This window comes from Escherichia sp. E.sYA108 (assembly GCF_011754335.1).
GTDB classification, from domain to species: domain Bacteria; phylum Pseudomonadota; class Gammaproteobacteria; order Enterobacterales; family Enterobacteriaceae; genus Escherichia; species Escherichia coli.
This window is the reverse complement of sequence record NZ_JAAQVZ010000001.1, coordinates 4,038,408-4,061,424: the sequence shown is the minus strand read 5'-3', so window position 1 is coordinate 4,061,424 and position 23,017 is coordinate 4,038,408. Positions and strand designations below refer to the sequence as shown.

Below are 23,017 nucleotides of genomic sequence, written 5' to 3'. Positions count from 1 at the left end.
CACGAGGCTGGCTTTTATCACTGAGTCAGTCCAACAAAGCGACTTGCTTTAATATAAATCCCTGGCTTCAGGTGCCCAATATACTGTAACTGCGTTTCTGGTTTAAATGCAGAGACATCACCACTACGCATATGCATCAGATCGGCAGGGCTAATCCAGCCTGATTGCGCCAGCGTAAGCGGATGCCCGGCTTTGGCAAATGCATCAGTGACAAATTCCGAACAAAACCACGACTTTTTGTCTCCTTCGCCCACACTGCTTAACTGCGCTTTCGCCAGGCCGCTGACGCACTGTTGACGAAAATCCTCGGAGAACGGATTTAGTGAGCACATCTGGCGAATCACCATAAATGGAATAAATTCGACAATGCCGCGATAGTTATAACCGCTATCTTTGATTTTATTGGCGAACGCGGTGATTTCTGTGGCTTGTTGCGGGGTAAGGTCCGGGACTCGTAAGACGAAAAGCTTATCACTATGCTTCATGGCTTTTTTAAGGGAAACAATCTGGACGCCAGCGCCTGTCGCTTCGGCAACGTTGTTATCTCCCAAATAGATTGCAACGTGACTCACAGAGGAAGTGCTGAATACGCGGATACCAAATGAGGTTACCCCAAGGCTTGAGGAGAAAAGCAAATCGCCGGGTTTGAGATCTGGTTCCGTTATTTCTTTTATTGATTGTTCGGTGAAAGAGCTTTGATGCTGGAATTTAACAGCCCATGTTTTCGCCTCGGCATTTACCACTGTGGCTGATGAGTCTGGCTGGCTGATATCAACGGTACAGGACGAAAGTAAAAGAAAGCAGGGGAGAAGCAGGCGGCAGTACGCCTTTGGTTTATCCATTTTATACAATCCATGTAAAAAAGGGCCCCGAAATTCAGGACCCTTTCTGGCATCAGCCTTTAATCTGTTTCACCAGATAATCGACGATGTCACCAGTCTTAATTAACTGTTTCTCGCCGTTACGACGATATTTATATTCGATATCATCGTTGTCGAGGTTACGGTCGCCCAGCACAATAGTGTGCGGAATACCGATCAGTTCCATATCAGCAAACATCACGCCCGGGCGCTCTTTGCGGTCATCCAGCAGCACTTCGATACCTTGTGCGCGCAGTTCGCTGTACAGTTTCTCAGCAAGTTCCTGTACGCGGAAGGATTTGTGCATGTTCATTGGCAGAATCGCCACCTGGAACGGCGCGATAGCGTCAGGCCATACGATGCCGCGTTCGTCGTAGTTCTGCTCAATCGCCGCAGCTACCACACGCGTTACGCCGATACCGTAGCAACCCATCGTCAGGATTTGGTTACGGCCATCTTCACCCTGTACGGAGGCTTTCAGTGCTTCGGAGTACTTGGTACCCAGCTGGAAGATGTGACCGACTTCGATACCACGTTTGATCAGCAGCGTACCCTGACCATCCGGGCTTGGATCGCCAGCCACCACGTTGCGGATATCAGCAATTTCCGGAGTAGCGACATCGCGATCCCAGTTGATACCGAAGTAGTGTTTACCATCGATGTTAGCACCAGCAGCGAAATCACTCATCGCCGCAACGGTACGGTCAATCACCACCGGAATCGGCATGTTTACCGGACCCAGTGAACCCGGACCGGCTTTAACCACGGCACGAATTTCTTCTTCGGTCGCAAAAGTCAGCGGGCTGGCAACCTGCGGCAGTTTTTCTGCTTTAACTTCGTTCAGCTCGTGGTCACCGCGCACCAGCAGCGCAACCAGCGGGAAGCTACTGCCTTCAACGGCTTTAACCAGCAGAGTCTTAACCGTTTTCTCAATCGGCAGATTGAACTGTTCAACCAGTTCCGCGATGGTTTTCGCGTTCGGCGTATCAACCAGCGTCATTTCCTGGGTAGCAGCAGCGCGCGGTTCTTTCGGCGCGATAGCTTCTGCCAGTTCAATGTTCGCTGCGTAGTCAGAAGTATCGGAGAAGACCACATCGTCTTCACCGCTCTGCGCCAGCACCTGAAATTCGTGAGAGGCGCTACCGCCGATAGAACCGGTATCGGCCTGTACGGCGCGGAAATCCAGCCCCATGCGGCTGAAGATTTTGCTGTAGGCCGCATACATTGCATCGTAGGTTTCCTGCAGGGATTCCTGAGAAGTATGGAAAGAGTAAGCATCTTTCATCAGGAATTCGCGGGAACGCATGACGCCAAAACGCGGACGCACTTCGTCGCGGAACTTGGTCTGGATCTGATAGAAGTTCAGCGGCAGCTGTTTGTAAGAGCTCAGCTCGTTACGAATCAGGTCTGTAATCACTTCTTCATGAGTTGGGCCGAGTACGAACGGACGGTCACCACGGTCAGCAATACGCAGCAATTCCGGGCCATACTGTTCCCAACGACCACTCTCTTGCCACAGTTCAGATGGCTGAACCACCGGCATTAACACCTCGATCGCACCGGCGTTGTTCATCTCTTCACGCACGATGTTTTCGACTTTTTTCAGAACGCGCACGCCGGTCGGCAGCCAGGTATATAACCCGGAGGCCAGCTTGCGGATCATCCCGGCGCGCAGCATCAGCTGATGGCTGATCACCTCGGCGTCGGCAGGTGTCTCCTTGAGAGTGGAGAGCAGGTATTGGCTAGTACGCATGTTGTTACGGTTCCAGTTGGAAGGTAGAACAGGCTCAAGGCGAGCCTGGGACAAAAAAAGTGATTTAGTTTACCAGTGCAAAAGAAATGTCAAAAGAGAAGGGCGTGAATTTAACGCGGTTCCAGCGCAAAGACTTCAAAACCTGCGTCGGTGACGCGCCAGCGAACGTTAAAATCATGCAGCCAGACGGCATAGGTTTTGCCCGTTTCCTCACCTTTACGATAGGCCGGGCGCGGGTCCTGCGCCAGTACTTCGCGGATAAACAGCGTTAACTGCGGATAACGCTTCTCCAGCGTCAAAAGCTGCTTTTCGACCTCTGCGGTAAAACACACCGCCATTTCTGCCGCTGGCGCACTTTGCGCATAGCTGGCACTGGCATCGGGAAGCGATTCAGCAAAGGGGAGATACGGTTTGATATCCACTACCGGCGTACCATCGACCAGATCCAGACTGCCGAGCTTCAGAATCACGCTGTCTTTATGGCAAACAACCTCCTTCAGCTCTACCAGCGACATACCAATCGGGTTAGGGCGGAAAGTGGAGCGCGTAGCGAAAACACCCATTCTGGTATTACCGCCAAGACGAGGCGGACGCACAGTCGGACGCCAGCCGCCTTCCATCGTTTGATGAAAGACGAAAAGGATCCATAAATGGCTGAATGCTTCCAGGCCGCGAACGGCGTCGGCCTGGTTGTAGGGAGCAATGAGATGTAGTTCGCCGTTGGCGCTTTTTACCAGACCTGGCTGGCGCGGAACGGCGAATTTTTCTTTATAGGGCGAGCGAATAACGCCTATTTGCTCGAACTGAAAACTGCTCATTTCGCCGTGATGTTAAGCGCAGAACCGATACATACAGCCTGACGATAGCAACCTGGCGTACCGCTGGTAACTTCGCAGCTATGCAGTAATACCGCATTGGCTTTCATTTTCGAGGCGTTGATTTGCATCCGCTTACGTGCGGTTGGAATGCTCGGCGGAGAGTCCTGATTAGAGGCCTGGCAAGAGTCGCCACTGACTTCACCGAGATCGCGGAACGGTTTGCCGACTAATTCTTCTGCATTGGTATAAATTCGGACCGGCGTGGCGCGCGGCGCTTTCGGTTTTGCAGGCTCCGCTTTCGGCTGGGGTGCAGTGCTTTGAACGGGTTCGACAGGGGATCTGCTTAACATGGAACAGCCGCTTAGCATGAGTGCTACTAAACAGATCGGTAAAGCACGCATAGTATTTCCTCAATGTATGATCAAAACGTCAATATTGAATCAGGCGCTTGTAAAAATGACAAGACGGGCAAGCGCCCGTCCTGAATGATATTACAAATTGTGGAAACAGCCTAAATATTACCAGCCTTTAACAGCGCCGCCGTTAAACACTTTGTTTGCTGCTTCGTAAACTTCGTCAGACTGATAAGCCTGAACGAATTTCTTCACGTTTTCGGCGTCTTTGTTGTCTTCACGCGTTACGATCAGGTTTACGTACGGGGACTCTTTATCTTCGACAAAGATACCGTCTTTCGCTGGAGTCAGGCCAATCTGGCTGGCATAGGTGGTATTGATAACTGCCAGAGCGATTTGCGCGTCGTCCAGAGAGCGCGGTAGCTGCGGTGCTTCCAGTTCAACAATTTTCAGATTTTTTGGGTTCTCAACAACATCAAGAACGGTCGGCAGCAGGCCAACGCCATCTTTCAGTTTGATCAAGCCCACTTTTTGCAGCAGCAGCAGTGAACGACCAAGGTTAGTTGGGTCGTTTGGCACGGCAACCTGCGAACCATCCTGCAGTTCATCCAGTGATTTGATTTTCTTGGAGTAACCAGCAATCGGATAAACAAATGTGTTGCCTACTGCGACCAGTTTGTAGCCACGATCTTTCAGTTGCTGATCAAGGTACGGTTTATGCTGGAAGGCGTTGGCGTCGATATCGCCTTTGCTCAATGCTTCGTTTGGCAGAACATAGTCGTTGAAGGTTACCAGCTCAACGTCCAGGCCATATTTGTCTTTCGCAACTTTCTGCGCGACTTCTGCAACCTGCTGTTCGGCACCAACAATCACGCCGACTTTAATGTGGTTTGGATCTTTTTCATCCTGACCGCAGCCTACCAGTGCCAGTGATCCAATCAGGGCTCCCACTGCCGCAAAGGTTTTGAATTTGAACGCCATACCTTATTCCTTCTTCAATTATTTATGTTGTGTTGAACGTTACTTGCGAGTGACAGCCCGGACGATGCGGTCGCCTGCGAACTGAATTAAATAAACCAGAATGACCAGCAATACCAGTACCGTATTCATCACCGTCGCGTTGTAGCCGATGTAGCCATACTGATAGCCAATCTGACCTAAACCACCGGCACCGACTGCACCACCCATCGCGGAATAACCAACCAGGGTAATCAGGGTGATAGTTGCCGCATTCACCAGACCCGGCAACGCTTCCGGTAACAGCACTTTACGGACGATCTGCATTGGCGTGGCCCCCATTGCGCGGGAAGCTTCAATTAACCCGGTTGGGATCTCCAGCAGAGCGTTCTCGACCATACGGGCAATAAACGGTGCTGCACCAACGGTTAACGGAACAATCGCTGCCTGCAATCCAATCGATGTACCGACAATAACGCGGGTAAACGGAATCATCCATACCAGCAAGATAATGAACGGGATGGAACGGAAAATGTTCACAATCGCAGAAATGGTACGATACAACTTCGCGTTAGCAATAATTTGCCCCGGACGCGTGACATAAAGCAGAACGCCAACCGGCAGACCAATCACAAAGCCAAAAAAACCGGATACGAAGGTCATTGCCAGCGTTTCCCATACGCCACGAACCAGCAGCCACATCATCGGCTCAGACATAACCCAGTACCTCTACTTTTACATGGTGTTCCTGCAGCCAGGCAATGGCGGCTTGCGTATCTTGTTGTGTGCCGTGCATTTCAGTCAGCATGATGCCGAACTTAACGCCACCGGCGTAATCCATCTGCGCGCTAATAATGTTGTTGTTGACGTTGAAACGACGCGCGGTTTCAGAAAGCAGTGGGGCATCGACCGATTGACCGGTAAACTCCAGACGCAGCATCGGCACGCAGTCAGTAAATGGCTCCGCTTGCAGACGTTCCTGGTAATCTTCCGGGATATCCAGATGCAGGGTCGACTGAATAAACTTCTGCGCCAGCGGCGTTTTCGGATGCGAGAACACTTCACTTACCGTGTCCTGCTCGATCAGTTCGCCATTGCTGATGACCGCCACGCAATCACAAATGCGCTTCACAACGTCCATTTCGTGAGTGATCAACAGAATCGTCAAACCCAGACGGCGGTTGATGTCTTTCAGCAGTTCGAGAATAGAACGTGTCGTTGCCGGGTCCAGCGCGCTGGTGGCTTCATCACACAGCAATACTTTGGGATTGCTGGCTAATGCACGGGCAATCGCCACACGTTGTTTCTGCCCACCGGAAAGATTCGACGGGTAGCTATCATGCTTATCGCCAAGACCAACCAATGACAGCAATTCCGTCACGCGACGTTTGATCTCGTCTTTCGGTGTGTTGTCCAGCTCCAGCGGCAGAGCCACGTTGCCAAAAACAGTACGCGAAGAGAGCAGGTTAAAATGCTGGAAAATCATACCAATCTGGCGACGAGCTTTGGTCAACTCGGATTCTGACAGCGTGGTCAGTTCCTGGCCATCGACCAGCACGCTACCCTCGGTTGGGCGCTCCAGCAGGTTTACACAACGTATAAGCGTACTCTTACCCGCGCCTGAGGCACCGATAACGCCATAAATTTGTCCAGCTGGCACATGCAGGCTGACGTTGTTCAACGCCTGGATGGTGCGGGTGCCCTGGTGGAACACTTTGGTGATATTCGAAAGTTTTATCATTGATTATTTATTATCGTCATTAAGTTAGTCGTGGCATTTCGAATGCCTGGAACGGGCAACGCCGTCAATGAAATGGATGTTAAGGCATCCAGACGTCTAAATCAATCAGGTTTATGCGAAGAGCACTTTCTTGCAGGTCGAAACATGCGATACTAGCGTCACATGCCTTATTAAGGAGCTATAAAAGGTGGCGAAGAGCGTACCCGCAATTTTTCTTGACCGTGATGGCACCATTAATGTTGATCACGGCTATGTCCATGAGATCGACAACTTTGAATTTATCGACGGTGTTATTGACGCCATGCGCGAGCTAAAAAAAATGGGCTTTGCGCTGGTGGTAGTAACCAACCAGTCTGGCATTGCTCGCGGTAAATTTACTGAAGCACAGTTTGAAACGCTGACCGAGTGGATGGACTGGTCGCTTGCGGACCGCGATGTCGATCTGGATGGCATCTATTATTGCCCGCATCATCCGCAGGGTAGTGTTGAAGAGTTTCGCCAGGTCTGCGACTGCCGCAAACCACATCCGGGGATGTTTTTGTCAGCACGCGATTATTTGCATATTGATATGGCCGCTTCTTATATGGTGGGCGATAAATTAGAAGATATGCAGGCAGCGGCTGCGGCGAGCGTGGGAACGAAAGTGCTGGTGCGTACGGGTAAACCTATTACGCCTGAAGCAGAAAACGCGGCGGATTGGGTGTTAAATAGTCTGGCAGACCTGCCGCAAGCGATAAAAAAGCAGCAAAAACCGGCGTGATGATTAAAAGATGAGCGGTTGAAATAAAAATGCATTTTTCCGCTTGTCTTCCTGAAACGACTCCCTATAATGCGCCTCCATCGACACGGCGGATGTGAATCACTTCACACAAACAGCCGGTTCGGTTGAAGAGAAAAATCCTGAAATTCAGGGTTGACTCTGAAAGAGGAAAGCGTAATATACGCCACCTCGCGACAGTGAGCTGAAAGCCGCGTCGCAACTGCTCTTTAACAATTTATCAGACAATCTGTGTGGGCACTCGAAGATACGGATTCTTGACGTCGCAAGACGAAAAATGAATACCAAGTCTCAGGAGTGAACACGTAATTCATTACGAAGTTTAATTCTTTGAGCATCAAACTTTTAAATTGAAGAGTTTGATCATGGCTCAGATTGAACGCTGGCGGCAGGCCTAACACATGCAAGTCGAACGGTAACAGGAAGCAGCTTGCTGCTTTGCTGACGAGTGGCGGACGGGTGAGTAATGTCTGGGAAACTGCCTGATGGAGGGGGATAACTACTGGAAACGGTAGCTAATACCGCATAACGTCGCAAGACCAAAGAGGGGGACCTTCGGGCCTCTTGCCATCGGATGTGCCCAGATGGGATTAGCTAGTAGGTGGGGTAAAGGCTCACCTAGGCGACGATCCCTAGCTGGTCTGAGAGGATGACCAGCCACACTGGAACTGAGACACGGTCCAGACTCCTACGGGAGGCAGCAGTGGGGAATATTGCACAATGGGCGCAAGCCTGATGCAGCCATGCCGCGTGTATGAAGAAGGCCTTCGGGTTGTAAAGTACTTTCAGCGGGGAGGAAGGGAGTAAAGTTAATACCTTTGCTCATTGACGTTACCCGCAGAAGAAGCACCGGCTAACTCCGTGCCAGCAGCCGCGGTAATACGGAGGGTGCAAGCGTTAATCGGAATTACTGGGCGTAAAGCGCACGCAGGCGGTTTGTTAAGTCAGATGTGAAATCCCCGGGCTCAACCTGGGAACTGCATCTGATACTGGCAAGCTTGAGTCTCGTAGAGGGGGGTAGAATTCCAGGTGTAGCGGTGAAATGCGTAGAGATCTGGAGGAATACCGGTGGCGAAGGCGGCCCCCTGGACGAAGACTGACGCTCAGGTGCGAAAGCGTGGGGAGCAAACAGGATTAGATACCCTGGTAGTCCACGCCGTAAACGATGTCGACTTGGAGGTTGTGCCCTTGAGGCGTGGCTTCCGGAGCTAACGCGTTAAGTCGACCGCCTGGGGAGTACGGCCGCAAGGTTAAAACTCAAATGAATTGACGGGGGCCCGCACAAGCGGTGGAGCATGTGGTTTAATTCGATGCAACGCGAAGAACCTTACCTGGTCTTGACATCCACGGAAGTTTTCAGAGATGAGAATGTGCCTTCGGGAACCGTGAGACAGGTGCTGCATGGCTGTCGTCAGCTCGTGTTGTGAAATGTTGGGTTAAGTCCCGCAACGAGCGCAACCCTTATCCTTTGTTGCCAGCGGTCCGGCCGGGAACTCAAAGGAGACTGCCAGTGATAAACTGGAGGAAGGTGGGGATGACGTCAAGTCATCATGGCCCTTACGACCAGGGCTACACACGTGCTACAATGGCGCATACAAAGAGAAGCGACCTCGCGAGAGCAAGCGGACCTCATAAAGTGCGTCGTAGTCCGGATTGGAGTCTGCAACTCGACTCCATGAAGTCGGAATCGCTAGTAATCGTGGATCAGAATGCCACGGTGAATACGTTCCCGGGCCTTGTACACACCGCCCGTCACACCATGGGAGTGGGTTGCAAAAGAAGTAGGTAGCTTAACCTTCGGGAGGGCGCTTACCACTTTGTGATTCATGACTGGGGTGAAGTCGTAACAAGGTAACCGTAGGGGAACCTGCGGTTGGATCACCTCCTTACCTTAAAGAAGCGTACTTTGCAGTGCTCACACAGATTGTCTGATGAAAATGAGCAGTAAAACCTCTACAGGCTTGTAGCTCAGGTGGTTAGAGCGCACCCCTGATAAGGGTGAGGTCGGTGGTTCAAGTCCACTCAGGCCTACCAAATTTGCACCGCAAATTTGAAGAGGTTTTAACTACATGTTATGGGGCTATAGCTCAGCTGGGAGAGCGCCTGCTTTGCACGCAGGAGGTCTGCGGTTCGATCCCGCATAGCTCCACCATCTCTGTAGTGATTAAATAAAAAATACTTCAGAGTGTACCTGCAAAGGTTCACTGCGAAGTTTTGCTCTTTAAAAATCTGGATCAAGCTGAAAATTGAAACACTGAACAACGAGAGTTGTTCGTGAGTCTCTCAAATTTTCGCAACACGATGATGAATCGCAAGAAACATCTTCGGGTTGTGAGGTTAAGCGACTAAGCGTACACGGTGGATGCCCTGGCAGTCAGAGGCGATGAAGGACGTGCTAATCTGCGATAAGCGTCGGTGAGGTGATATGAACCGTTATAACCGGCGATTTCCGAATGGGGAAACCCAGTGTGTTTCGACACACTATCATTAACTGAATCCATAGGTTAATGAGGCGAACCGGGGGAACTGAAACATCTAAGTACCCCGAGGAAAAGAAATCAACCGAGATTCCCCCAGTAGCGGCGAGCGAACGGGGAGGAGCCCAGAGCCTGAATCAGTGTGTGTGTTAGTGGAAGCGTCTGGAAAGGCGTGCGATACAGGGTGACAGCCCCGTACACAAAAATGCACATATTGTGAGCTCGATGAGTAGGGCGGGACACGTGGTATCCTGTCTGAATATGGGGGGACCATCCTCCAAGGCTAAATACTCCTGACTGACCGATAGTGAACCAGTACCGTGAGGGAAAGGCGAAAAGAACCCCGGCGAGGGGAGTGAAAAAGAACCTGAAACCGTGTACGTACAAGCAGTGGGAGCCTCTTAATGGGGTGACTGCGTACCTTTTGTATAATGGGTCAGCGACTTATATTCTGTAGCAAGGTTAACCGAATAGGGGAGCCGAAGGGAAACCGAGTCTTAACTGGGCGTTAAGTTGCAGGGTATAGACCCGAAACCCGGTGATCTAGCCATGGGCAGGTTGAAGGTTGGGTAACACTAACTGGAGGACCGAACCGACTAATGTTGAAAAATTAGCGGATGACTTGTGGCTGGGGGTGAAAGGCCAATCAAACCGGGAGATAGCTGGTTCTCCCCGAAAGCTATTTAGGTAGCGCCTCGTGAATTCATCTCCGGGGGTAGAGCACTGTTTCGGCAAGGGGGTCATCCCGACTTACCAACCCGATGCAAACTGCGAATACCGGAGAATGTTATCACGGGAGACACACGGCGGGTGCTAACGTCCGTCGTGAAGAGGGAAACAACCCAGACCGCCAGCTAAGGTCCCAAAGTCATGGTTAAGTGGGAAACGATGTGGGAAGGCCCAGACAGCCAGGATGTTGGCTTAGAAGCAGCCATCATTTAAAGAAAGCGTAATAGCTCACTGGTCGAGTCGGCCTGCGCGGAAGATGTAACGGGGCTAAACCATGCACCGAAGCTGCGGCAGCGACACTATGTGTTGTTGGGTAGGGGAGCGTTCTGTAAGCCTGTGAAGGTGGCCTGTGAGGGTTGCTGGAGGTATCAGAAGTGCGAATGCTGACATAAGTAACGATAAAGCGGGTGAAAAGCCCGCTCGCCGGAAGACCAAGGGTTCCTGTCCAACGTTAATCGGGGCAGGGTGAGTCGACCCCTAAGGCGAGGCCGAAAGGCGTAGTCGATGGGAAACAGGTTAATATTCCTGTACTTGGTGTTACTGCGAAGGGGGGACGGAGAAGGCTATGTTGGCCGGGCGACGGTTGTCCCGGTTTAAGCGTGTAGGCTGGTTTTCCAGGCAAATCCGGAAAACCAAGGCTGAGGCGTGATGACGAGGCACTACGGTGCTGAAGCGACAAATGCCCTGCTTCCAGGAAAAGCCTCTAAGCATCAGGTAACATCAAATCGTACCCAAAACCGACACAGGTGGTCAGGTAGAGAATACCAAGGCGCTTGAGAGAACTCGGGTGAAGGAACTAGGCAAAATGGTGCCGTAACTTCGGGAGAAGGCACGCTGATATGTAGGTGAAGCGACTTGCTCGTGGAGCTGAAATCAGTCGAAGATACCAGCTGGCTGCAACTGTTTATTAAAAACACAGCACTGTGCAAACACGAAAGTGGACGTATACGGTGTGACGCCTGCCCGGTGCCGGAAGGTTAATTGATGGGGTTAGCGGTAACGCGAAGCTCTTGATCGAAGCCCCGGTAAACGGCGGCCGTAACTATAACGGTCCTAAGGTAGCGAAATTCCTTGTCGGGTAAGTTCCGACCTGCACGAATGGCGTAATGATGGCCAGGCTGTCTCCACCCGAGACTCAGTGAAATTGAACTCGCTGTGAAGATGCAGTGTACCCGCGGCAAGACGGAAAGACCCCGTGAACCTTTACTATAGCTTGACACTGAACATTGAGCCTTGATGTGTAGGATAGGTGGGAGGCTTTGAAGTGTGGACGCCAGTCTGCATGGAGCCGACCTTGAAATACCACCCTTTAATGTTTGATGTTCTAACGTTGGCCCGTAATCCGGGTTGCGGACAGTGTCTGGTGGGTAGTTTGACTGGGGCGGTCTCCTCCTAAAGAGTAACGGAGGAGCACGAAGGTTGGCTAATCCTGGTCGGACATCAGGAGGTTAGTGCAATGGCATAAGCCAGCTTGACTGCGAGCGTGACGGCGCGAGCAGGTGCGAAAGCAGGTCATAGTGATCCGGTGGTTCTGAATGGAAGGGCCATCGCTCAACGGATAAAAGGTACTCCGGGGATAACAGGCTGATACCGCCCAAGAGTTCATATCGACGGCGGTGTTTGGCACCTCGATGTCGGCTCATCACATCCTGGGGCTGAAGTAGGTCCCAAGGGTATGGCTGTTCGCCATTTAAAGTGGTACGCGAGCTGGGTTTAGAACGTCGTGAGACAGTTCGGTCCCTATCTGCCGTGGGCGCTGGAGAACTGAGGGGGGCTGCTCCTAGTACGAGAGGACCGGAGTGGACGCATCACTGGTGTTCGGGTTGTCATGCCAATGGCACTGCCCGGTAGCTAAATGCGGAAGAGATAAGTGCTGAAAGCATCTAAGCACGAAACTTGCCCCGAGATGAGTTCTCCCTGACTCCTTGAGGGTCCTGAAGGAACGTTGAAGACGACGACGTTGATAGGCCGGGTGTGTAAGCGCAGCGATGCGTTGAGCTAACCGGTACTAATGAACCGTGAGGCTTAACCTTACAACGCCGAAGATGTTTTGGCGGATGAGAGAAGATTTTCAGCCTGATACAGATTAGATTAACCGGCGACAAGCGGGTTAATGAAACAGAATTTGCCTGGCGGCCTTAGCGCGGTGGTCCCACCTGACCCCATGCCGAACTCAGAAGTGAAACGCCGTAGCGCCGATGGTAGTGTGGGGTCTCCCCATGCGAGAGTAGGGAACTGCCAGGCATCAAATTTAGCAGTAAGCTGGTCATAAAACCGGTGGTTGTAAAAGAATTCGGTGGAGCGGTAGTTCAGTCGGTTAGAATACCTGCCTGTCACGCAGGGGGTCGCGGGTTCGAGTCCCGTCCGTTCCGCCACTTATTAAGAAGCCTCGAGTTAACGCTCGAGGTTTTTTTTCGTTTGTATTTCTATTATTGCCAAAATCGCAAAAATCCTCTGCGTTTTACGCCATTTTTCCACAACAGTCTGAAGCCCATAATCACCTCAGTTAACGAAAATAGCATTAAAAGAGGCATATTATGGCTATCCCTGCATTTGGTTTAGGCACTTTCCGTCTGAAAGACGACGTTGTTATTTCATCTGTGAAAACGGCGCTTGAACTTGATTATCGCGCAATTGATACCGCACAAATCTATGATAACGAAGCCGCAGTAGGTCAGGCGATTGCAGAAAGTGGCGTGCCACGTCATGAACTCTACATCACCACTAAAATCTGGATTGAAAATCTCAGCAAAGACAAATTGATCCCGAGTCTGAAAGAGAGCCTGCAAAAATTGCGTACCGATTATGTTGATCTGACGCTAATCCACTGGCCGTCACCAAGCGATGAAGTCTCTGCTGAAGAGTTTATGCAGGCGCTGCTGGAAGCCAAAAAACAAGGGCTGACGCGTGAGATCGGTATTTCCAACTTCACGATCCCATTGATGGAAAAAGCGATTGCTGCTGTTGGCGCTGAAAACATCGCTACTAACCAGATTGAACTCTCTCCTTATCTGCAAAACCGTAAAGTGGTCGCCTGGGCTAAACAGCACGGTATCCATATTACTTCCTATATGACTCTGGCGTATGGCAATGCACTGAAAGATAAGGTTATTGCTCGTATTGCAGCTAAACACAATGCGACTCCGGCTCAAGTGATTCTGGCGTGGGCTATGGGGGAAGGTTACTCAGTAATTCCTTCTTCTACTAAACGTGAAAACCTGGAGAGTAATCTTAAGGCACAAAATTTACAGCTTGATGCCGAAGATAAAAAAGCGATCGCCGCACTGGATTGCAACGACCGCCTGGTTAGCCCGGAAGGTCTGGCTCCTGAATGGGATTAAGCCTCTCTGACAGCTCCTCCGGGAGCTGTTTTTACATGCTCGCTAAGGAAATCGATAAAAGCCCGGATGCGCGTACTTACCGCACGGTCGCTGTAATAGACTGCACTGAATGGCATTTCCACTGGCAACACTTTATCTGCCATTAACTCCACCAATTCTCCGCGAGCGATTTCTTTGTCGATCATGTAGTCGGACAAACACGCAATCCCGTTGCCACTCAGGCAAAGCTGTTTCAGTGTTTCCCCACTATTGGATGACAAACCGTACTTCACCTCATGTAATTGTCCATCGCTACAGGCTATCGGCCAGGTATTGAGGGAAGCGGGTTCAGTGAATCTCAGGCAAATATGTTGCTTTAAATCGTCGATCGTTTCTGGCTTCCCGTAGCAGGAAATATAATCGGGGGAGGCGATAATTTTTCGATAACTGTTAAATAACGGCCTGGCACGTAAGCTGGAATCCGTTAACGTACCGGCGCGTATCGCGACATCCACTTTTCTTTCGATCAAATTAATAATCGTTTCGGAGGAGACTAGCGATAAAGTGACTTCCGGATAGCGTTCACGAAAAGGCTTAATCAACGGCATCAGAAAGTGCAGCACCACTGGAGTTGCGGCATCGATCCGTAACAGTCCACGCGGTGTATTACGCGTCTCCATAATTTCTGATTCTGCCGCTGCCATCTCCTGCAAAATTGACTGTACGCGACGAAAATAACGCTCGCCTTCTTCCGTCAGGCTAAGTTGCCGCGTGGTCCGATTAAGCAGGCTAACGCCAAGTTTCATCTCCAGCTTTTTCACCGCCCGGCTTACCGCTGAGTTTGCTTGCCCTAATTGTTCCGCTGCCCGGCTAAAGCTGCCGCTTTCGACGACTGAAACAAAAATGGCGAGTTCTTCCGACGTGGCTTTCATTTTTGCTCCTGTTGCAAAATAGAAGAGATATTTTGAATTTATTTGTCATTAAACCATCAGGATGCGAGATATGCCATCCGATTTAATGTTCTCAATAATGAGCAAAATCCTGACCGGTGTAAGCACTTGCTTACATAACAATATACAATTGCTCGTTGAAAGAGTGAGCTAAAATCCCTATAACAGTAGAACCCTCCCGAGTGCGGAAGGGTTGACGTGATAGAGGTTTCAAAGTCAAAAGTGCGAAAAAACACCTATGCCATGCGCTATGTTGCCGGACAACCTGCGGAAAGGATCTTACCGCCGGGGTCTTTTGCGAGCATCGGCCAGGCATTACCACCTGGAGAACCGTTAAGTACCGAAGAGCGTATTCGGATCCTGGTGTGGAACATATACAAACAGCAACGCGCTGAATGGTTGTCGGTATTAAAGAACTACGGCAAAGATGCACATCTGGTGTTATTGCAGGAAGCGCAGACAACGCCAGAGTTAGTACAGTTTGCGACCGCTAACTATCTTGCCGCCGATCAGGTACCCGCTTTCGTACTGCCACAACATCCTTCTGGCGTAATGACCCTTTCGGCGGCGCATCCAGTGTATTGCTGCCCGTTACGTGAACGAGAACCCATTTTGCGTCTGGCGAAGTCGGCCCTGGTGACGGTCTATCCCTTACCTGACACTCGCCTGTTGATGGTGGTTAATATACACGCCGTCAATTTCAGTCTGGGCGTGGATGTCTATAGTAAGCAGTTACTTCCTATTGGCGATCAGATAGCTCACCACAGCGGCCCGGTCATTATGGCGGGAGATTTCAATGCCTGGAGCCGTAGAAGGATGAACGCGTTATATCGCTTTGCGCGGGAAATGTCGCTGCGCCAGGTGCGTTTTACTGATGATCAGCGCCGTCGGGCGTTTGGCCGCCCGCTCGATTTTGTTTTCTACCGTGGTCTGAACGTCAGCGAAGCTTCTGTACTGGTTACGCGCGCTTCCGATCACAATCCGCTACTCGTTGAATTCAGTCCCGGCAAGCCTGATAAATAAGGTATGTCAGGTCTGCCACAGGGCAGACCAACGTTTGGCGCTGCCCTTTTATACTCAAATAACAAAAGGACAGCGCAATGACAACACAATCCCACCATGACCACGTAGAAAAGCAGTTTAGCTCTCAAGCCAGCGAATATCTGACCAGTACCGTACATGCATCCGGACGAGATTTACAGCGCCTGGCGGTGCGTCTGGCTGATTATCCTGATGCAAGTGTACTTGATATGGGCTGCGGAGCAGGGCATGCCAGCTTTGTCGCTGCGCAAAACGTGAGCACGGTGGTGGCGTATGACTTATCTGCCCATATGCTGGATGTCGTGGCACAAGCTGCCGAAGCCCGGCAACTGAAAAATATCACCACCCGCCAGGGTTATGTCGAAAGCCTGCCATTTGCCGATAACGCATTTGATATTGTTATCAGCCGTTATTCTGCCCATCACTGGCATGATGTTGGTGCAGCACTGCGTGAAGTGAACCGGATATTGAAACTTGGCGGTAAGCTGATTGTGATGGACGTAATGTCTCCGGGCCACCCAGTGCGCGACATCTGGTTACAGACGGTAGAAGCATTACGCGATATATCTCACACACGGAACTACGCCAGCGGTGAGTGGTTGACGTTAATCAGTGAAGCCAATCTGATAGTTGATAATTTAATTACAGATAAGTTACCGCTGGAATTTTCTTCATGGGTAGCGAGAATGCGTACGCCAGAAGCGTTAGTAGACGCTATTCGCATTTACCAACAGAGCGCATCGACAGAGGTGAAAACGTATTTTGCCTTGCAGAATGATGGCTCTTTCACCAGTGATATCATCATGCTAGAAGCACATAAAGCGGCATAAATAAAAAAGGCACCGGGGGAATCGGTGCCTTTTTTATTATCTGGTTTGTCAGGAATCTGGCATGTTGTTGTTTTTCACAAACAACGTCAGCTTATCGCCTGGTTGCAGATTCGCAGTGTCGCTGTTCCAGCGCATTACATCTTTGATGTTCACGCCGTGGCGTTTAGCAATGCTTGAAAGCGAATCGCCTTTGCGCACACGATACGTAATGCTATCGCTGTTGTTTGCCAGTCGCTGTGCGCTACTGCCTGCACCAATCGTCAAACTTTGGCCTGGCTTCAGCTTAGATCCGCGCAGTTTGTTCCACTGCTGCAAATCTTTGGTGCTTACGCCGAGACGTGAAGCGATACTTGAAAGCGTGTCGCCAGAGCGTACGGTGTAAACACGGCTGTTAAGCGGCGTATTGTCGGCAACCAGCGTCGACTGTACAGCAGCAATTTCGCCTGAAGCCAGAGATTCACGCAGTTGATCTGCATGCTTCTTTGGCACCATCACGTACTGCGGACCACTTGCGCCCAGCGTGGAGCCTTTCACGCCTGCGTTGAATGTCTTCAGCTTGCTGACGGAAATCCCCGCCATATCTGCAACCTTCGCCATTTCAACCGGGCTGCTCAGGTGCACACGCGCCAGAGCACGGCTTTCATCGGTCGTTGGCAGACGTACGCCATAACGCTTGCTGTTTTTGAGAATATCACTCAATGCCAGCATTTTAGGCACGTACTGCTTCGTTTCCTGCGGCAACGGTAACGACCAGAAGTCCGTGGATTTCCCACGCGCTTTGTTCGTTTTAATTGCCTTCATGACCCGACCTTCGCCGCTGTTATAAGCCGCTACGGTCAGAAGCCAGTCGCCGTCAAACATCTTGTTCAGACGCTGCATCATGTTCAGCGCGGCAGTTGTTGAAGCAACAACATCGCGACGCGCGTCATAATTGCGTGTCTGTTTCAAACCATAATTGCGCCCCGTGCTCGGAATGATCTGCCAGATGCCCGCGGCATTGGCGCCAGACGTTGCGTGAGGATCAAAAGCGCTCTCCACTATGGGTAGTAGTACCAGTTCCATAGGCATGTTACGTTTTTTAACTTGCCCGGCTATCCAGTACATATACGGCTCTGCCCGTAAAGTTACATCGTGGAGATAGCTCTTATTGCGTAAATATTTCTGTTTCTGTTCGCGAATCCGGTCGTTTTCCGGAATTCCCATCTTTAGCTCGTCGCCAATGAAAGCCCACAAGTCACCATCTGGCGCGATAGACGTCCCATCGTCCATCCATCGTGCCTGACTTGTAAACTTTGCTGCTTCCCCTTGACCAGCTGCAGAAAGGCTCTGTGCGTGCTGTTGAACGTTGCCGGTACTCTGGCAACCCACGAGCAGGACAGAGGCGAGTAATATCGCTTTTGCCTTCATGTGTGTGTCAATAGTTGCTTAAAAGACGACCGATCATAACGGCGAACGGAGCCGATGACAAGAAAGTTTTATCAGAACCTATCTTTCTTTGACCTTAACCATGCAAAACGTTCTTCAGGTTGTTGCAATAATGTTTCTTCATTAATTACATTAATTAAATCAATATCTTCCGTTCTTAAAAAAACATTAATTTGCCGCTCATTTTTCAGAATTACGGGTAGTGTTATTTGATTTTTTGCCCGTAACTCCTTAACTTTACGATAATAATCATTTATGGACAAATCGTGCGGAAGAATACTCAAAGCAAACTTCATATTTGATAAGGTATATTCATGAGCACAACATACCAATGTATCGTCAGGTAACGCACTTAACTTTTTAAGTGATTGATACATTTGTGATGGTGTCCCTTCAAACAACCGACCACACCCACCAGAAAACAGCGTGTCGCCGCAAAATAGATAAGGTTTACTGAAGTAACAGATATGTCCTAAAGTGTGACCCGGTGTGGCAATTACACTAAATTCATGCCCCAAAACGAAGGCAGTTTCGCTATCTTTGACTACCTGTGTTGTTCCCTTATCTTGTGTCTCTTGTGGACCATACACCACAATTTGCGGAAACTTTTTCACCAGTTCTTTTACGCCGCCAACGTGATCGTGGTGATGGTGGGTGAGAAATATGGCCTCCGGTTGCCAGTTATTGGCGGCAATGGCGTTTAATACTGGCTCTGCGTCTCCGGGATCGACAATCAGGCAGCGACCTGCTTCATCATTCAAAACCCAGATGTAATTGTCATCAAAGGCGGGAATACTGTTAAGATTCATAGATTACCTCTCAGTGTGAAACGGAAGGTTGTGATGAAACCGGCAAGAGTCCCTCAAACTGTCGTGGCTCCTGATTGCTGGGGCGATTTGCCCTGGGGAGAGCTTTATCGCAAGGCGCTGGAGCGTCAGCTCAACCCGTGGTTCACTAAAATGTATGGTTTTCATCTGCTTAAGATTGGCAATTTAAGCGCAGAAATCAATTGCGAAGCGTGCGCGGTTTCTCATCAAGTGAATGTTTCTGCGCAAGGAATGCCCGTCCAGGTGCAGGCGGATCCACTTCATCTTCCTTTTGCCGATAAATCCGTTGATGTTTGTCTACTGGCACATACATTGCCGTGGTGCACTGATCCGCATCGTTTATTGCGTGAAGCCGATCGGGTACTGATTGATGATGGCTGGCTGGTGATTAGTGGCTTCAATCCCATCAGTTTAATGGGATTACGCAAACTTGTGCCGGTATTGCGCAAAACATCGCCCTATAACAGCCGGATGTTCACTCTGATGCGGCAGCTGGACTGGCTCTCTTTGTTGAATTTTGAAGTGCTACACGCCAGCCGTTTCCACGTTCTTCCGTGGAACAAACACGGAGGAAAACTATTGAATGCGCATATTCCTGCGCTTGGTTGCTTACAACTTATTGTTGCCCGGAAACGGACTATTCCTTTAACGCTAAATCCGATGAAACAGAGCAAGAATAAACCGCGAATTCGCCAGGCGGTTGGTGCCACCCGGCAATGTCGTAAACCACAGGCTTAAACTTCGACTTGATAGCCTGTATCTTCCAGTGTGGGATTCATTGCCGCAGCACGAGCCAGTTCATCACAGCGTTCGTTTTCCGGGTGTCCGGCATGGCCTTTAACCCATTCCCATTTGATTTGATGCTGCCCCAGAGCAGCATCAAGACGTTGCCAGAGATCGACATTTTTTACTGGTTTTTTGTCTGCTGTTTTCCAGCCACGTTTTTTCCAGTTATGGATCCACTTGGTGATACCCTGGCGGACATACTGGCTGTCGGTACTCAAAATGACTTCGCAATGTTCTTTTAACGCCTCCAGCGCGACAATAGCGGCCATCAACTCCATACGGTTGTTGGTGGTGCGGGTGTAGCCAGCGCTAAAGGTTTTCTCGCGTCCGCGATAGCGTAAAATAGCGCCGTAACCCCCAGGTCCTGGATTACCCAGACACGAACCATCGGTGAAAATTTCTACCTGTTTAAGCATCTCTGGTAGACTTCCTGTAATTGAATCGAACTGTAAAACGACAAGTCTGACATAAATGACCGCTATGAGCACTGCAATTACACGCCAGATCGTTCTCGATACCGAAACCACCGGTATGAACCAGATTGGTGCGCACTATGAAGGCCACAAGATCATTGAGATTGGTGCCGTTGAAGTGGTGAACCGTCGCCTGACGGGCAATAACTTCCATGTTTATCTCAAACCCGATCGGCTGGTGGATCCGGAAGCCTTTGGCGTACATGGTATTGCCGATGAATTTTTGCTCGATAAGCCCACGTTTGCCGAGGTAGCCGATGAGTTCATGGATTATATCCGCGGCGCGGAGTTGGTGATCCATAACGCAGCGTTTGATATCGGCTTTATGGACTACGAGTTTTCGTTGCTTAAGCGCGATATTCCGAAGACCAATACCTTCTGTAAGGTCACCGATAGCCTTGCGGTGGCGAGGAAAATGTTTCCCGGTAAACGCAACAGCCTCGATGCGTTATGTGCCCGCTACGAAATAGATAACAGTAAACGAACGCTGCATGGGGCATTACTCGATGCCCAGATCCTTGCGGAAGTTTATCTGGCGATGACCGGTGGTCAAACGTCGATGGCTTTTGCGATGGAAGGAGAGACACAACAGCAACAAGGTGAAACAACAATTCAGCGCATTGTGCGTCAGGCAAGTAAGTTACGCGTTGTTTTTGCGACAGATGAAGAGCTTGCAGCACATGAAGCCCGTCTCGATCTGGTGCAGAAGAAGGGCGGAAGCTGCCTCTGGCGGGCATAAATACCTGTAAAAGGCGCTAAAAATAGCGACTTGGGCGATTTTTGCAGCAAACGATTCAAAAGATGAGAAAAACCGTTGACGAAGGGTGAGGCAATCCGTAATATTCGCCTCGTTCCCAACGGAACACAACGCGGAGCGGTAGTTCAGTCGGTTAGAATACCTGCCTGTCACGCAGGGGGTCGCGGGTTCGAGTCCCGTCCGTTCCGCCACTATTCGAGGCCATGCTGTTGATTAGCATGGCCTTTTATATGCTTGTTTTTTCGGTATGCCATCCAGTATGCCATTGCCGTCCGGCTTGCACTGGCTCACCTGAAATAGCTTCAGACAACTCACTCACCTCTCATCTCGCTGGCAGTGCTCCCGGATTGGTGTCGGGCGATGATGTTGTTCAGCTTATCAATCAGCTCAGGTCGCTTGAATACGATTTGTGCAGTTCCCTTCTGAAAATACTTAATCACAAACATCTCATCCTCATAGTGGTTGCTGTGCCGGTTTTCATGAATATGGTCTCCCAGCCGACGGGTAACGTCAGCGCGGTTGTCGGGAACAGGCTTCCCGTCAAGGATCATCAGCATTCGCTCAAGGTCTGCTAACCGGTCACGCTGTCAGCCATGGTTAAGCCCGAATCCCCACCGGTCGAATTTGACCAGTCCCGTCACAATGATTTTCGCTCCAAACCCGCAGGGCGAATTCGTCTTAAAATTCCAGCTTAATCCTTTGAAAACGTTAATGACGCCACGCTAAAACACCTCACCCTTGTTCAAATGCAGTTGCTTAAAGGTGCTCAGAATATTCGCTTCGCTGACCACCGGAATATCATCCTTTTCTAGGCTGTTGTACCACTGGTTACGGGCCTGAGCGTCCATAATCGACAGCATCCCTGAGCGTTTCATTAAATCCCGCCATTTACCGCGATCGAGATTGCGGGTAATGGCTTTCATCGCTGTTTCAGGCTTCTCCATAAGCCAGCAACCACAGCGAAAATCCTGTTTCATGACCCAGTCCAGGGCGGTTTTTCCGCCGATACTGAGGGTTTGTGTCGAAATATCGTTAATCTGGTGGAGCAATGCTTCAATCTGTGTCAGCGCCGCATTACGTCCGGTGACGATGCGTTCAATACTGGTGGAGCAAATCACATCGGTATGATCGGTTAATACTTCGGGGTTGGTGAGAGTAGGTTCTGACATTATTTATTTCCTTTATACAAAGCAAAGCGCCAGCCGGTGGGGGCTGGCACGTGTATGTGTGTAATGAGTACGGACAGGGAGTTAATCTGTACGGGTCTTTTGCAGACGTTGAAACTGACACAGCTCGCGAACGTCCTGACATGCACGTTCAATCCAGGGAAACAGTACTGCCGAATCTGTTTTATCCTCATCGTTGTCAAAGATAATTCCCGATTCGCAGTCGATATTGTTCGTAAGCGTAAAGCCAATGCCGTCTGTAACTCCTGATCCTTGCAGACTAAATTAGAGCTCCTTCTAAATTAGACGGAGTTCTATTGATGGATAAACCTACAGACTGGCGCTCTGGGACGCGCCGGATATTTTCTAATGAATTTAAGCTTCATATGGTTGAACTGGCTTCGAAACCAAATGCCAATGTTGCACAACTGGCCCGGGAACATGGCGTTGATAACAACCTGATTTTTAAATGGCTACGTCTCTGGCAAAGAGAAGGACGTATTTCTCGTAGAATGCCTCCAACTATTCCATTACGGTAAAATGACACTGGGAAATCCTTCACCAGAGCTGCTCACGGTGTTGATCCGTGAACTGACCGGGAGGGGAAGATGATCTCACTCCCATCAGGTACCCGCATCTGGCTCGTGGCCGGCGTTACCGATATGCGTAAATCCTTCAACGGTCTGGGAGAACAGGTACAACATGTGCTGGATGAGACCCCCTTCTCAGGTCACCTGTTTATCTTTCGTGGCCGACGGGGTGACACTGTTAAAATACTCTGGGCCGATGCTGATGGTCTGTGCCTGTTCACCAAACGCCTGGAGGAAGGCCAGTTTATCTGGCCTGCGGTGCGTGACGGTAAGGTATCCATTACCCGCTCGCAACTGGCAATGCTCCTCGATAAGCTGGACTGGCGTCAGCCAAAAACATTCCGCCTTAACTCACTGACAATGTTGTAAAAAATGCCTGGCCGCAT

The 23,017-nt window shown here is 50.3% G+C and carries 19 protein-coding genes, 4 tRNA genes, 3 rRNA genes and 2 pseudogenes; 15 read left to right on the top strand and 13 right to left on the bottom strand.

The window, feature by feature from the left end; genetic code table 11:
- Window positions 1–17: 17 nt before the first annotated feature.
- The 7 genes from HBM92_RS19505 to metN form a co-directional block, all read right to left on the bottom strand.
- Window positions 18–842: a YaeF family permuted papain-like enzyme gene (locus HBM92_RS19505; RefSeq protein ID WP_000360474.1), complete on the bottom strand. Its 825-nt coding sequence runs from the start codon at window positions 840–842 to the stop codon at window positions 18–20.
- 52 nt (window positions 843–894) lie between these two features.
- Entirely contained in the window at window positions 895–2,613 is a 1,719-nt protein-coding gene (gene proS / locus HBM92_RS19500; protein WP_001260694.1) for a proline--tRNA ligase, read from the bottom strand.
- Between the two features lie 110 nt (window positions 2,614–2,723).
- Window positions 2,724–3,431: a tRNA (N6-threonylcarbamoyladenosine(37)-N6)-methyltransferase TrmO gene (tsaA, locus tag HBM92_RS19495; RefSeq protein ID WP_000094025.1), complete on the bottom strand. Its 708-nt coding sequence runs from the start codon at window positions 3,429–3,431 to the stop codon at window positions 2,724–2,726.
- On the bottom strand, window positions 3,428–3,832 hold the full coding sequence (rcsF, locus tag HBM92_RS19490) for an Rcs stress response system protein RcsF (protein ID WP_001202329.1): 405 nt from the start codon (window positions 3,830–3,832) through the stop codon (window positions 3,428–3,430). Before rcsF ends, tsaA begins: the two co-directional genes overlap by 4 nt.
- Window positions 3,833–3,949: 117 nt before the next feature.
- On the bottom strand, window positions 3,950–4,765 hold the full coding sequence (gene metQ, locus HBM92_RS19485) for a methionine ABC transporter substrate-binding lipoprotein MetQ (RefSeq protein ID WP_000874226.1): 816 nt from the start codon (window positions 4,763–4,765) through the stop codon (window positions 3,950–3,952).
- Window positions 4,766–4,804: 39 nt separating this feature from the next.
- On the bottom strand, window positions 4,805–5,458 hold the full coding sequence (locus tag HBM92_RS19480; RefSeq protein WP_001294595.1) for a methionine ABC transporter permease MetI: 654 nt from the start codon (window positions 5,456–5,458) through the stop codon (window positions 4,805–4,807).
- Window positions 5,451–6,482: a methionine ABC transporter ATP-binding protein MetN gene (gene metN / locus HBM92_RS19475; protein WP_000593994.1), complete on the bottom strand. Its 1,032-nt coding sequence runs from the start codon at window positions 6,480–6,482 to the stop codon at window positions 5,451–5,453. Before metN ends, HBM92_RS19480 begins: the two co-directional genes overlap by 8 nt.
- 187 nt (window positions 6,483–6,669) lie before the next feature.
- On the opposite strand from metN, the gene gmhB reads away from it, so the two are divergent.
- The 8 genes from gmhB to dkgB all read left to right on the top strand — a co-directional run bounded on the left by gmhB (window position 6,670) and on the right by dkgB (window position 13,807).
- Window positions 6,670–7,242, top strand: coding sequence for a D-glycero-beta-D-manno-heptose 1,7-bisphosphate 7-phosphatase (gene gmhB, locus HBM92_RS19470; protein ID WP_001140167.1), 573 nt, complete (start codon window positions 6,670–6,672; stop codon window positions 7,240–7,242).
- A gap of 365 nt (window positions 7,243–7,607) precedes the next feature.
- Window positions 7,608–9,149: ribosomal RNA gene (locus HBM92_RS19465) — 16S ribosomal RNA — on the top strand.
- Window positions 9,150–9,217: 68 nt separating this feature from the next.
- Window positions 9,218–9,294: transfer RNA gene (locus HBM92_RS19460), tRNA-Ile, on the top strand.
- 42 nt (window positions 9,295–9,336) lie between these two features.
- Window positions 9,337–9,412, top strand: a tRNA-Ala gene (locus tag HBM92_RS19455).
- A gap of 183 nt (window positions 9,413–9,595) precedes the next feature.
- A 23S ribosomal RNA gene (locus tag HBM92_RS19450) occupies window positions 9,596–12,499 on the top strand.
- 95 nt (window positions 12,500–12,594) lie between these two features.
- Window positions 12,595–12,710 (top strand): 5S ribosomal RNA (rrf, locus tag HBM92_RS19445).
- The 16S, 23S and 5S rRNA genes sit together here with 3 tRNA genes alongside, the layout of an rRNA operon.
- Before the next feature lie 54 nt (window positions 12,711–12,764).
- Window positions 12,765–12,841, top strand: a tRNA-Asp gene (locus HBM92_RS19440).
- Between the two features lie 162 nt (window positions 12,842–13,003).
- Window positions 13,004–13,807 carry a 2,5-didehydrogluconate reductase DkgB gene (gene dkgB, locus HBM92_RS19435; RefSeq protein WP_000997016.1) on the top strand — a complete coding sequence of 268 codons (804 nt, stop codon included), beginning with the start codon at window positions 13,004–13,006 and terminating at the stop codon, window positions 13,805–13,807.
- Here dkgB and yafC read toward each other — a convergent pair.
- Entirely contained in the window at window positions 13,804–14,718 is a 915-nt protein-coding gene (yafC, locus tag HBM92_RS19430; protein WP_000648563.1) for a DNA-binding transcriptional regulator YafC, read from the bottom strand. The genes dkgB and yafC overlap by 4 nt on opposite strands.
- Window positions 14,719–14,958: 240 nt before the next feature.
- On the opposite strand from yafC, the gene HBM92_RS19425 reads away from it, so the two are divergent.
- Complete coding sequence (locus tag HBM92_RS19425) at window positions 14,959–15,759, top strand: endonuclease/exonuclease/phosphatase family protein (RefSeq protein WP_001230983.1); 801 nt, start codon at window positions 14,959–14,961, stop codon at window positions 15,757–15,759.
- Between the two features lie 77 nt (window positions 15,760–15,836).
- A complete protein-coding gene (locus HBM92_RS19420; protein WP_000211716.1) occupies window positions 15,837–16,607 on the top strand; it encodes a class I SAM-dependent methyltransferase in 771 nt (256 codons plus the stop codon).
- Between the two features lie 48 nt (window positions 16,608–16,655).
- On the opposite strand, the gene mltD is transcribed toward HBM92_RS19420, so the two are convergent.
- Together mltD and gloB are read right to left on the bottom strand one after the other, a co-directional pair.
- Window positions 16,656–18,014, bottom strand: coding sequence for a murein transglycosylase D (gene mltD / locus HBM92_RS19415; RefSeq protein WP_000644685.1), 1,359 nt, complete (start codon window positions 18,012–18,014; stop codon window positions 16,656–16,658).
- A gap of 71 nt (window positions 18,015–18,085) precedes the next feature.
- Window positions 18,086–18,841: a hydroxyacylglutathione hydrolase gene (gloB, locus tag HBM92_RS19410; protein ID WP_001052735.1), complete on the bottom strand. Its 756-nt coding sequence runs from the start codon at window positions 18,839–18,841 to the stop codon at window positions 18,086–18,088.
- A 33-nt stretch (window positions 18,842–18,874) separates the two neighbouring features.
- Here gloB and HBM92_RS19405 point away from each other — a divergent pair, with 33 nt between their 5' ends.
- Window positions 18,875–19,597, top strand: coding sequence for a class I SAM-dependent methyltransferase (locus HBM92_RS19405; protein WP_001295200.1), 723 nt, complete (start codon window positions 18,875–18,877; stop codon window positions 19,595–19,597).
- Here the strand turns inward: HBM92_RS19405 and rnhA are convergent.
- Entirely contained in the window at window positions 19,594–20,061 is a 468-nt protein-coding gene (gene rnhA, locus HBM92_RS19400; protein WP_000917878.1) for a ribonuclease HI, read from the bottom strand. The two genes, HBM92_RS19405 and rnhA, sit on opposite strands and share 4 nt — an antisense overlap.
- Window positions 20,062–20,125: 64 nt before the next feature.
- Between rnhA and dnaQ the strand changes: the two genes are divergently transcribed.
- Together dnaQ and HBM92_RS19390 are read left to right on the top strand one after the other, a co-directional pair.
- Complete coding sequence (gene dnaQ / locus HBM92_RS19395; RefSeq protein WP_001308374.1) at window positions 20,126–20,857, top strand: DNA polymerase III subunit epsilon; 732 nt, start codon at window positions 20,126–20,128, stop codon at window positions 20,855–20,857.
- 132 nt (window positions 20,858–20,989) lie between these two features.
- Window positions 20,990–21,066 (top strand) — tRNA-Asp (locus tag HBM92_RS19390).
- Window positions 21,067–21,186: 120 nt separating this feature from the next.
- Here the strand turns inward: HBM92_RS19390 and HBM92_RS25130 are convergent.
- Both HBM92_RS25130 and HBM92_RS25480 read right to left on the bottom strand, forming a co-directional pair.
- Window positions 21,187–22,044 (bottom strand): annotated as a pseudogene (locus tag HBM92_RS25130) (DUF4942 domain-containing protein).
- Between the two features lie 81 nt (window positions 22,045–22,125).
- Complete coding sequence (locus tag HBM92_RS25480; protein ID WP_001313570.1) at window positions 22,126–22,320, bottom strand: DUF957 domain-containing protein; 195 nt, start codon at window positions 22,318–22,320, stop codon at window positions 22,126–22,128.
- Window positions 22,321–22,361: 41 nt separating this feature from the next.
- Here HBM92_RS25480 and HBM92_RS19365 point away from each other — a divergent pair.
- Together HBM92_RS19365 and tnpB are read left to right on the top strand one after the other, a co-directional pair.
- Window positions 22,362–22,653 (top strand): annotated as a pseudogene (locus HBM92_RS19365) (transposase).
- Window positions 22,650–23,000: an IS66 family insertion sequence element accessory protein TnpB gene (gene tnpB / locus HBM92_RS19360; protein WP_000624707.1), complete on the top strand. Its 351-nt coding sequence runs from the start codon at window positions 22,650–22,652 to the stop codon at window positions 22,998–23,000. The pseudogene HBM92_RS19365 and the gene tnpB overlap by 4 nt, the downstream one beginning before the upstream one ends.
- The last annotated feature ends 17 nt before the right edge of the window (window positions 23,001–23,017 follow it).

Bases quoted from the DNA above. Each gene is read 5' to 3' on its own strand.
- HBM92_RS19505 (WP_000360474.1), bottom strand. From the start codon at position 842: ATGGATAAACCAAAGGCGTACTGCCGCCTGCTTCTCCCCTGCTTTCTT.
- proS (WP_001260694.1), bottom strand. From the start codon at position 2,613: ATGCGTACTAGCCAATACCTGCTCTCCACTCTCAAGGAGACACCTGCC.
- tsaA (WP_000094025.1), bottom strand. From the start codon at position 3,431: ATGAGCAGTTTTCAGTTCGAGCAAATAGGCGTTATTCGCTCGCCCTAT.
- rcsF (WP_001202329.1), bottom strand. From the start codon at position 3,832: ATGCGTGCTTTACCGATCTGTTTAGTAGCACTCATGCTAAGCGGCTGT.
- metQ (WP_000874226.1), bottom strand. From the start codon at position 4,765: ATGGCGTTCAAATTCAAAACCTTTGCGGCAGTGGGAGCCCTGATTGGA.
- HBM92_RS19480 (WP_001294595.1), bottom strand. From the start codon at position 5,458: ATGTCTGAGCCGATGATGTGGCTGCTGGTTCGTGGCGTATGGGAAACG.
- metN (WP_000593994.1), bottom strand. From the start codon at position 6,482: ATGATAAAACTTTCGAATATCACCAAAGTGTTCCACCAGGGCACCCGC.
- dkgB (WP_000997016.1), top strand. From the start codon at position 13,004: ATGGCTATCCCTGCATTTGGTTTAGGCACTTTCCGTCTGAAAGACGAC.
- yafC (WP_000648563.1), bottom strand. From the start codon at position 14,718: ATGAAAGCCACGTCGGAAGAACTCGCCATTTTTGTTTCAGTCGTCGAA.
- HBM92_RS19420 (WP_000211716.1), top strand. From the start codon at position 15,837: ATGACAACACAATCCCACCATGACCACGTAGAAAAGCAGTTTAGCTCT.
- mltD (WP_000644685.1), bottom strand. From the start codon at position 18,014: ATGAAGGCAAAAGCGATATTACTCGCCTCTGTCCTGCTCGTGGGTTGC.
- gloB (WP_001052735.1), bottom strand. From the start codon at position 18,841: ATGAATCTTAACAGTATTCCCGCCTTTGATGACAATTACATCTGGGTT.
- HBM92_RS19405 (WP_001295200.1), top strand. From the start codon at position 18,875: ATGAAACCGGCAAGAGTCCCTCAAACTGTCGTGGCTCCTGATTGCTGG.
- rnhA (WP_000917878.1), bottom strand. From the start codon at position 20,061: ATGCTTAAACAGGTAGAAATTTTCACCGATGGTTCGTGTCTGGGTAAT.
- dnaQ (WP_001308374.1), top strand. From the start codon at position 20,126: ATGAGCACTGCAATTACACGCCAGATCGTTCTCGATACCGAAACCACC.
- tnpB (WP_000624707.1), top strand. From the start codon at position 22,650: ATGATCTCACTCCCATCAGGTACCCGCATCTGGCTCGTGGCCGGCGTT.